This is a genomic window from Photobacterium sp. OFAV2-7 (assembly GCF_022347985.1).
Taxonomy (GTDB): domain Bacteria; phylum Pseudomonadota; class Gammaproteobacteria; order Enterobacterales; family Vibrionaceae; genus Photobacterium.
This window is the reverse complement of the sequence record NZ_JAKRFQ010000011.1, coordinates 20519-28004: the sequence shown is the minus strand read 5'-3', so window position 1 is coordinate 28004 and position 7486 is coordinate 20519. Positions and strand designations below refer to the sequence as shown.

The following is a 7486-nucleotide window of genomic DNA, read 5'->3' as shown; positions in this document are numbered from 1 at the left end:
AGTCCCGCCATCCCCATAAAGGTTTCCGGCTGGGCACCCAGAGCAGCGCCAAGGCGACACATTTCTGCCAGACCGCGTGTGATCAATGCGGTACGGGCATTGGCACCAAAACCAATACCATCAGACATACCGGCACCAATCGCAATCACATTCTTCACCGCGCCGCCCAGCTGCATACCGATAAAATCGGTATTGCTGTAGACACGGAATGTCTTGCTGCAGTGAATTTTTTCCTGCAGCTCACGGACGAAGACCTCATCGGGAGAAGACACGGCGATCGCCGTCGGCATCCCCGCCGCCAGCTCTTTGGCAAACGTAGGGCCGGAAAGCACGGCCAGCGGAACATCCTCACCCAATGCATCGATGGCAACCTCTTTGAGCAAGCGCCCGGTGTCAGGCTCAAGCCCTTTGGTTGCCCAGCAAATACGTGAATCATCACGCAGGTAAGGCTTCACATTCGACAGTACTTCACCAAACACATGGCTCGGAACTACCACCAGCAAATCCTGACAGGCCTGAACGGCTTCCTCCAGATCTGCCGAGACAATCAGTGAATCGGGAAACGGAACGCCCGGCAGGAAAGCCTCATTGGCACGGTCAATCTCGAGCTGCGCCATATGCTCAGGCTCATGGCCCCACAATATGACGTTAGCGCCATTTCGGGCCAAAGAGATGGCCAGGGAGGTGCCGTAAGAGCCGGCACCCAGCACTGTCATCGTGATAACTTTGTCTACGTTCTGATTCATAACGGCCACTTTAGCGATTAAGCTTCAGTGCTTTCAGGGTTAGCTTGCGCCTGATTCTGAAGGTAGTTCATGAACAAAGCATCAAAGTTAACTGGTGCCAGGTTCAGCTGAGGGAAAGTACCTTTAACCACTAGGCTTGAAATTGTTTCACGCGCATATGGGAACAGAATGTTCGGACAGAATGCACCCAGGCAATGTGCAAGCTGAGGCGCTTCCATGCCAGAAACAGAGAAAATACCGCCCTGCTGAACTTCACACAGGAATGCCGTGTCATCGGCATTCTTCACAGTTACAGTCAGACGAAGAATCACTTCGAAAACACCTTCGCCCAACTCGCGGCTCTGAGTATCAAGGTCCAGTTTCACATCTGGGTTCCACTCTTTCTGGAACATATCAGGTGAGTTTGGCGCTTCGAAAGAAACATCTTTCAGGAAGATACGCTGGATCTGGAAGTTCTGTTGTGCTTCGTTGTTTGCTGCTTCAGCCATTTTCGTGTCCTTTTCTCTCTCAATCTCATCACATGAGATCATAAATATTCGCAACCATGATAATTATCACACGCTGCACAAATTCGGTTTGCATCGGAAATGCTTCAAGTATGGCGCTTTCCGAGCGGCAAGGGATTACTTCTTGCCTTTATTGGATTTGCTGCGGATCAGCGGCAGATTGGCTTCATTCCAAGAAATCAGGCCATCCTTCAGCAAATTAACGTTCTCAAAACCGGCTTTATGTAACAGATTGGCACTCTCTTGTGCTGTCTGACCTGTCTTGCATACCACAATGATTGGGGCTGTTTTGTGCTTTTCAAGCTCTGACAAGTTCTGTTCTTTAATTTGGCTCGGCAAAATGTGAAGGGCACCCGAAATATGACCCTGGCGGTACTCATCACGACTACGGATATCAATGAATACGCCGTCTTCACGGTTCACCATGACCGTCGCTTCATTGGGGGTAACAACTTTATAGCCCGCGGCCTTCTGCTTCACATAAGACGCGATGATTGCCACGACCAAACCCACCCATACCAGGGATAACATTGGATTACTTGTAACAAAATCGATGTATTGCTGCATGACTTTCGCTCTATTTTCCTAATACAAGACACCTGAAAATCAGGGCCAGACTCCACCTCAAAGGAACCCGAGTATACCCGTGGCAACGTTGTTGTACAGCAGGCGTCAACAATTCCGCGTATTGGCTCACTCGATTCCGGCGATAATAGTATACGCCTTGAACAATCGTTTTCAGCTTCCACCTTTCAATGAAATAGAAAAAAACTCTCAATCAGGGCTTACACTCAAAGACAGAAATGCATATATTCCACGTAGGAAGATAACAATCCATTTACAGCATTGTTTGATCTTGCCCTACAGTTTTGGCCATAATTTGTAGTAAAATTACACACAACCAGACCAATCACCTTAGATACTTCGCAGATATTTAAGGTAATTGGTCTAAATTACACTCAGATTTCTAACTTTACGAGAGGACAGCATATGTCTGCTAAGAAGCCACTGGCTTTAGTTATCCTGGATGGCTGGGGTTACCGCGAAGACAATTCCGACAACGCAATTGCAAACGCAAACACACCAGTGATGGACGGCTTGATGGCAAATGAAGCCAACACCCTAATCTCTGCTTCTGGCATGGATGTGGGTCTGCCAGACGGTCAGATGGGTAACTCTGAGGTTGGTCACACCAACATTGGTGCCGGTCGCGTTGTTTATCAGGATCTGACACGCATCACCAAATCTATCGCCGATGGCGACTTCTTCGAAAACGAAGCACTTGTTGCGGCGATGGACAAAGCTATCAATGCTGGCAAAGCCGTTCACATCATGGGCCTGATGTCTCCGGGCGGTGTTCACAGCCATGAAGACCACATTGCAGCAGCAGTAGAAATGGCAGCCAAGCGCGGCGCAGAAAAAATCTACCTGCATTGCTTCCTGGACGGCCGTGATACACCACCACGCAGCGCACAGGCATCACTGGAGCGCTTCGATGCCCTGTTTGCCGAACTAGGCAAAGGCCGCGTAGCTTCACTGGTGGGTCGTTACTACGCAATGGACCGTGACAACAACTGGGACCGTGTTGAAGTAGCCTACGATCTACTAACAGCAGCTAAAGCCGAGTTCTCGGCGGCATCTGCCGTAGAAGGCCTGGAAGCGGCCTACTCACGTGATGAAAACGATGAGTTCGTTAAAGCGACAGAAATCCGCGCCGAAGGCCAGGACGTAGCGGCGATTGAAGATGGCGATGCCGTTATCTTCATGAACTACCGTGCTGACCGCGCCCGTCAAATCACCCGTGCATTCGAGACTGACTTCGCTGGGTTCGAACGCTCTAAAGTACCTGCGCTAGCTGATTTTGTGATGCTGACTCAGTACGCTGCCGATATTAATCTTGCTATCGCTTACCCACCGGCTAGCCTTGAAAACACACTGGGCGAGTGGCTATCGAAGAAAGGTAAAAAACAGCTACGTATCTCTGAAACTGAAAAGTACGCACACGTTACTTTCTTCTTCAACGGCGGTGTAGAAACAGAATTCGACGGCGAATCTCGCTCACTAGTCGCTTCTCCGAAAGTGGCAACCTATGATCTACAGCCTGAAATGAGTGCACCAGAGCTGACTGAAAAGCTTGTTGCGGCCATCAAGGGCGGTGAGTTCGATACTATTATCTGTAACTACCCGAATGGCGACATGGTTGGCCATACCGGTGTTTACGATGCTGCGGTCCAGGCTTGTGAAGCACTGGATAGCTGCATTGGCAAGGTGGTTGAAGCAATCAAAGAAGTGGATGGCCAGTTGCTGATCACTGCCGACCACGGTAATGCAGAAATGATGATCAACCCAGAAACCGGTGGTATCCACACTGCGCACACCAACCTGCCAGTACCGCTTGTTTACGTCGGAGACAAGTCTCTTACCCTGAAAGAAGGCGGTAAACTGTCTGATCTTGCACCAACTATGCTGGCGCTAACAGATATGGAAATCCCTGCAGAGATGACTGGTCAGGTGCTGTTTGATCTGAAATAATCTCCCTCATGCGGGATAAGATCAAACACCTAGGCAACATCCTCCGCGCCAGTGCATTATGCACTGGCGCTTTGTTATGTCTGACATTTTCACAACCAAGCCTGGCAAGCAACCAGAACCAGCTCGATGGCGTCAAAAAGGAAATCTCACGCCAGCAGGATCAGCTAAGCACCAAGCAAAAAAAAATCAATACGCTGCAACAATCCCTAAAACAGCAGGAGCTTGCTATCGCAGCAACGGCCAAAAAAATCCACAAAGCCGATACCCAGCTCAAGCAACTCGACCGCTCCATCAGTAAACTTCAGCAAGAGCAACAACGCCTTCAGCAACAACAGCTCGGTCAGCAAGAAATGCTGAAAGAACTGCTCAACACCCAATACCGTCAGGGAAAAAACAGCCAGCTAGCCTCGTTGCTCAGTGGTGAAGACAGCACCGAGCTTGACCGAATGTCGATCTATGCCGAACGCCTGAGTGAAGCGCGCGCCAAGACACTGGATGAACTCGCCGCAACCACAACGGAACTACAGCTGAAGGCACACCAGCTGACCCAGCAGCGTCAGCAACAAGAAACACTCCTGACCCAGCTCAAAAGCGAGAAAAGTACGCTGGAGAGCGAGCAACGACAACGCCATAAAACAGTACGTACTATCAAGGGCCAGCTAAAATCAGACTCGCAATACCTGTCCGAGCTCAAGAGCAACGAAAAGCGCCTGGTCAAAGAGATCGCCAAGGCCAAAGCCGCTGCCGAGGCCGCAAGACGCGTACCGATGGACGGGCTAGCAAGACACAAAGGCAAGCTGCCGTGGCCGGTCACAGGCGCAATCCTTCATCATTACGGCACTCCTCAGCAAGGCGAACTGCGCTGGAAGGGGATGGTCATAGGCAAAGCAACCGGCAGCCAGGTCAAGGCCGTATACTCTGGTAAAATCGTGTTCGCAGACTGGCTACGCGGGTATGGGTTGATGCTTGTTATCGACCATGGCAAAGGAGATATGAGCTTCTACGGTTACAACCAGACCTTGCTCAAAAAAGTCGGTGATGTGGTACAGGCCAACGAAGCCATTGCACTTGTTGGTGACAGCGGCGGACAGGAACGTTCGGGGCTGTATTTTGAAATCCGCCGAAAAGGCAATCCCACTAACCCCAAAGGCTGGCTGAAAAGATAAGCTTGTACCGATAAGGACACCTGACATGCGATGGGTTGCAATCTGGTTTTCTCTGCTCTTCAGCTTGGTACTGCCAGGACACAGCCTCGCAGCCAAGCTTGCCATCGTCATTGATGACTTGGGTTACCGGGCCATGCCTGCTGCACTGTCGACCCTGCCACCGGAAGTCAGTATCTCTATCCTGCCGGACACCCCTTATGATCTTGCCACGGCCAAACAGGCCGGATTGGAACAGCGCGACACCCTGCTGCACATGCCGATGGAGCCACAGCGTACGGCGCCATTGGAGCTGACAACTCTTACTGGGAAAATGTCACAGGCCGAACTTCAGCAAACCCTGCGCCATGCCCTGAGCCGGGTGCCGAATGCCGTCGCCATGAATAACCATATGGGAAGTGCCCTTACCCAGAATACCGAGGCGATGGGCTGGGTCATGGATGTCCTGGAGGAGCAGGGAGTCAATTTTCTCGACAGCCGGACAACGGCAAAGTCAGTCGCCCTCAAGCAGGCGCGCGCCCAGGGGATCCCGGCATTACGCCGCCACATCTTTCTCGACCATTTCCGTACCCCGCAGTTTGTTCGCCAGCAACTGGCGCAGGCAGTCAGGCGTGCCAAGCGCAACGGATATGCCGTCGCCATTGGCCACCCCTACCCCGTGACACTGGCGACACTCAAAGAACAGCTGCCAGATCTTGTCGACCAAAACGTCCAGTTGGTTCGTATTTCAGCGCTATACCCCTAACTCCCTACGATAAACTCTCAGCGGAAACCTCAAAGAACACCCTGACATATCCGCTCAGACATCTCTCTCAGAACCGGGCTATCAGCACTTAGGCATTACGCTTTACCTGCTCACAATAATGAGACTCAAGCAGAATCACCTGTTCTTTTCCTTTCGCCGTTGTCAGTGGCCGCACAATACTCAACATCTGCAGCACCCCCTGATAAATCACAGCCTTGGTAATTTTTGCCCCGGCAGCCTGCGTTGTCTGGTAACAAATCCAGCTAGAGGCAACTAGCTTCAGAGTATTGGCCAGGCTAAGCAGCTCATCATCATCAAGATCAAGCAACCCACTGGCACGAAAGCTGTTCATCATCCCCATAATGTTCTGATGCAGCCCTTCTTGCGCGGCTAGGTATTTCTCCTGCAGCTCGGGATCCCTACGCAGAATATCGGGCAAATTGGCGTAGAAAAAACGATACCGCCACATCAACATAAATACCGCATCAAGATAACCCAATAAATTATCGGCAGTTACGTCAGATTCCCCCTGAGGCTGGAAACGAATACTTAAATCACGGGCGTATTCGTCAAAAATACTGTGTATAATCTCTTCTTTATTGCGAAAATGATAATACAGATTGCCGGGGCTGATCCCCAGATGAGCGGCAATGTGATTCGTGGTTATATTTGGCTCACCGCTTTCGTTGAAAAGTTCTAGTGCTGCCTGAATGATTCTGTCGCGGGTTTTCATTTGCTTCTCACTTCCGTCGCCCAATGGCAATAGTGTAATGTTATCACAAAGATTATTTATAGCGGTGGCAGTTATGCGGCCGTTGTCCCAATGTATTAAAGACTGGAATAGCCATGATTATTGTAACTGGTGGTGCCGGCATGATCGGCAGCAACATCGTAAAGGCTCTTAACGAGCAAGGACGCAACGACATACTGGTCGTGGATAATCTGAAAGACGGAACCAAATTCGCTAACCTGGTTGATCTTGATATCGCTGATTACATGGATAAGGAAGATTTCATTACCCAGATTATGGCGGGTGATGAGTTTGGTCCAATCGATGCTGTTTTCCATGAAGGCGCATGCTCTGCTACGACAGAGTGGGATGGCAAGTACATGATGCTCAACAACTACGAGTATTCAAAAGAATTGTTACATTACTGCCTTGAGCGTCAAATCCCGTTCCTATATGCTTCTTCGGCAGCTACATACGGCGGTCGCGATCATGACTTCATCGAAGAAAAGCAGTATGAGGGTGCGCTGAACGTTTACGGCTACTCCAAGCAGCAGTTTGACAACTATGTCCGTCGTCTGTGGCAAGATGCCGAGGAGCATGGTGAAACATTGTCTCAAATTACAGGTTTCCGCTACTTTAACGTCTATGGTCCTCGCGAACAGCATAAAGGCAGCATGGCCTCGGTCGCCTTTCACCTGAACACCCAGATCAACAAAGGCGATAATCCGAAACTGTTCGAAGGCTCCGATACATTCAAGCGTGACTTTGTCTATGTCGGCGATGTCTGCCAGATGAACCTTTGGTTCTGGGAAAACAATGTCTCGGGCATTTTCAACTGCGGTACCGGCAATGCCGAGTCTTTCCGCGAAGTAGCCAAAGCCGTTATCAAGCATCACGGTAAAGGTGAGGTCGAGGAAATTCCGTTCCCAGAGCACCTGAAAGGTCGCTACCAGGCCTTTACCCAGGCTGATCTGACCAATGTACGCGCGGCCGGATACGACAAGCCGTTCAAGTCTGTCGCCGAAGGTGTTGCAGAGTACATGTCGCTGATTAATTAGTAAGCT

8 protein-coding genes are annotated in these 7486 nt (G+C 50.5%); 4 read left to right on the top strand and 4 right to left on the bottom strand.

Annotated features, from left to right (window positions below):
• From MHN01_RS02525 to MHN01_RS02515, 3 genes are all read right to left on the bottom strand, one after another.
• The coding region (locus MHN01_RS02525; RefSeq protein ID WP_239409892.1) for an NAD(P)H-dependent glycerol-3-phosphate dehydrogenase at positions 1-746 on the bottom strand (746 nt) is incomplete at its 3' end.
• A 17-nt stretch (positions 747-763) separates the two neighbouring features.
• Positions 764-1234 carry a protein-export chaperone SecB gene (gene secB / locus MHN01_RS02520; protein WP_075762997.1) on the bottom strand — a complete coding sequence of 157 codons (471 nt, stop codon included), beginning with the start codon at positions 1232-1234 and terminating at the stop codon, positions 764-766.
• 135 nt (positions 1235-1369) lie between these two features.
• Complete coding sequence (locus MHN01_RS02515; RefSeq protein ID WP_239409891.1) at positions 1370-1819, bottom strand: rhodanese-like domain-containing protein; 450 nt, start codon at positions 1817-1819, stop codon at positions 1370-1372.
• 423 nt (positions 1820-2242) lie between these two features.
• On the opposite strand from MHN01_RS02515, the gene gpmM reads away from it, so the two are divergent.
• From gpmM to MHN01_RS02500, 3 genes are read left to right on the top strand one after another with little or no spacing between them, the layout of a single operon-like run.
• The gene (gene gpmM, locus MHN01_RS02510; RefSeq protein ID WP_239409890.1) at positions 2243-3784 is read left to right on the top strand and encodes a 2,3-bisphosphoglycerate-independent phosphoglycerate mutase; all 1542 of its coding nucleotides are present in this window, start codon (positions 2243-2245) and stop codon (positions 3782-3784) included.
• 8 nt (positions 3785-3792) lie between these two features.
• Positions 3793-4950: a peptidoglycan DD-metalloendopeptidase family protein gene (locus MHN01_RS02505; protein ID WP_239409889.1), complete on the top strand. Its 1158-nt coding sequence runs from the start codon at positions 3793-3795 to the stop codon at positions 4948-4950.
• A 25-nt stretch (positions 4951-4975) separates the two neighbouring features.
• A complete protein-coding gene (locus MHN01_RS02500; RefSeq protein WP_239409888.1) occupies positions 4976-5692 on the top strand; it encodes a divergent polysaccharide deacetylase family protein in 717 nt (238 codons plus the stop codon).
• Positions 5693-5780: 88 nt separating this feature from the next.
• On the opposite strand, the gene MHN01_RS02495 is transcribed toward MHN01_RS02500, so the two are convergent.
• On the bottom strand, positions 5781-6425 hold the full coding sequence (locus tag MHN01_RS02495; protein WP_239409887.1) for a TetR/AcrR family transcriptional regulator: 645 nt from the start codon (positions 6423-6425) through the stop codon (positions 5781-5783).
• Positions 6426-6538: 113 nt separating this feature from the next.
• Between MHN01_RS02495 and rfaD the strand changes: the two genes are divergently transcribed.
• Positions 6539-7480: an ADP-glyceromanno-heptose 6-epimerase gene (gene rfaD / locus MHN01_RS02490; protein ID WP_239409886.1), complete on the top strand. Its 942-nt coding sequence runs from the start codon at positions 6539-6541 to the stop codon at positions 7478-7480.
• Positions 7481-7486 lie beyond the last annotated feature (6 nt).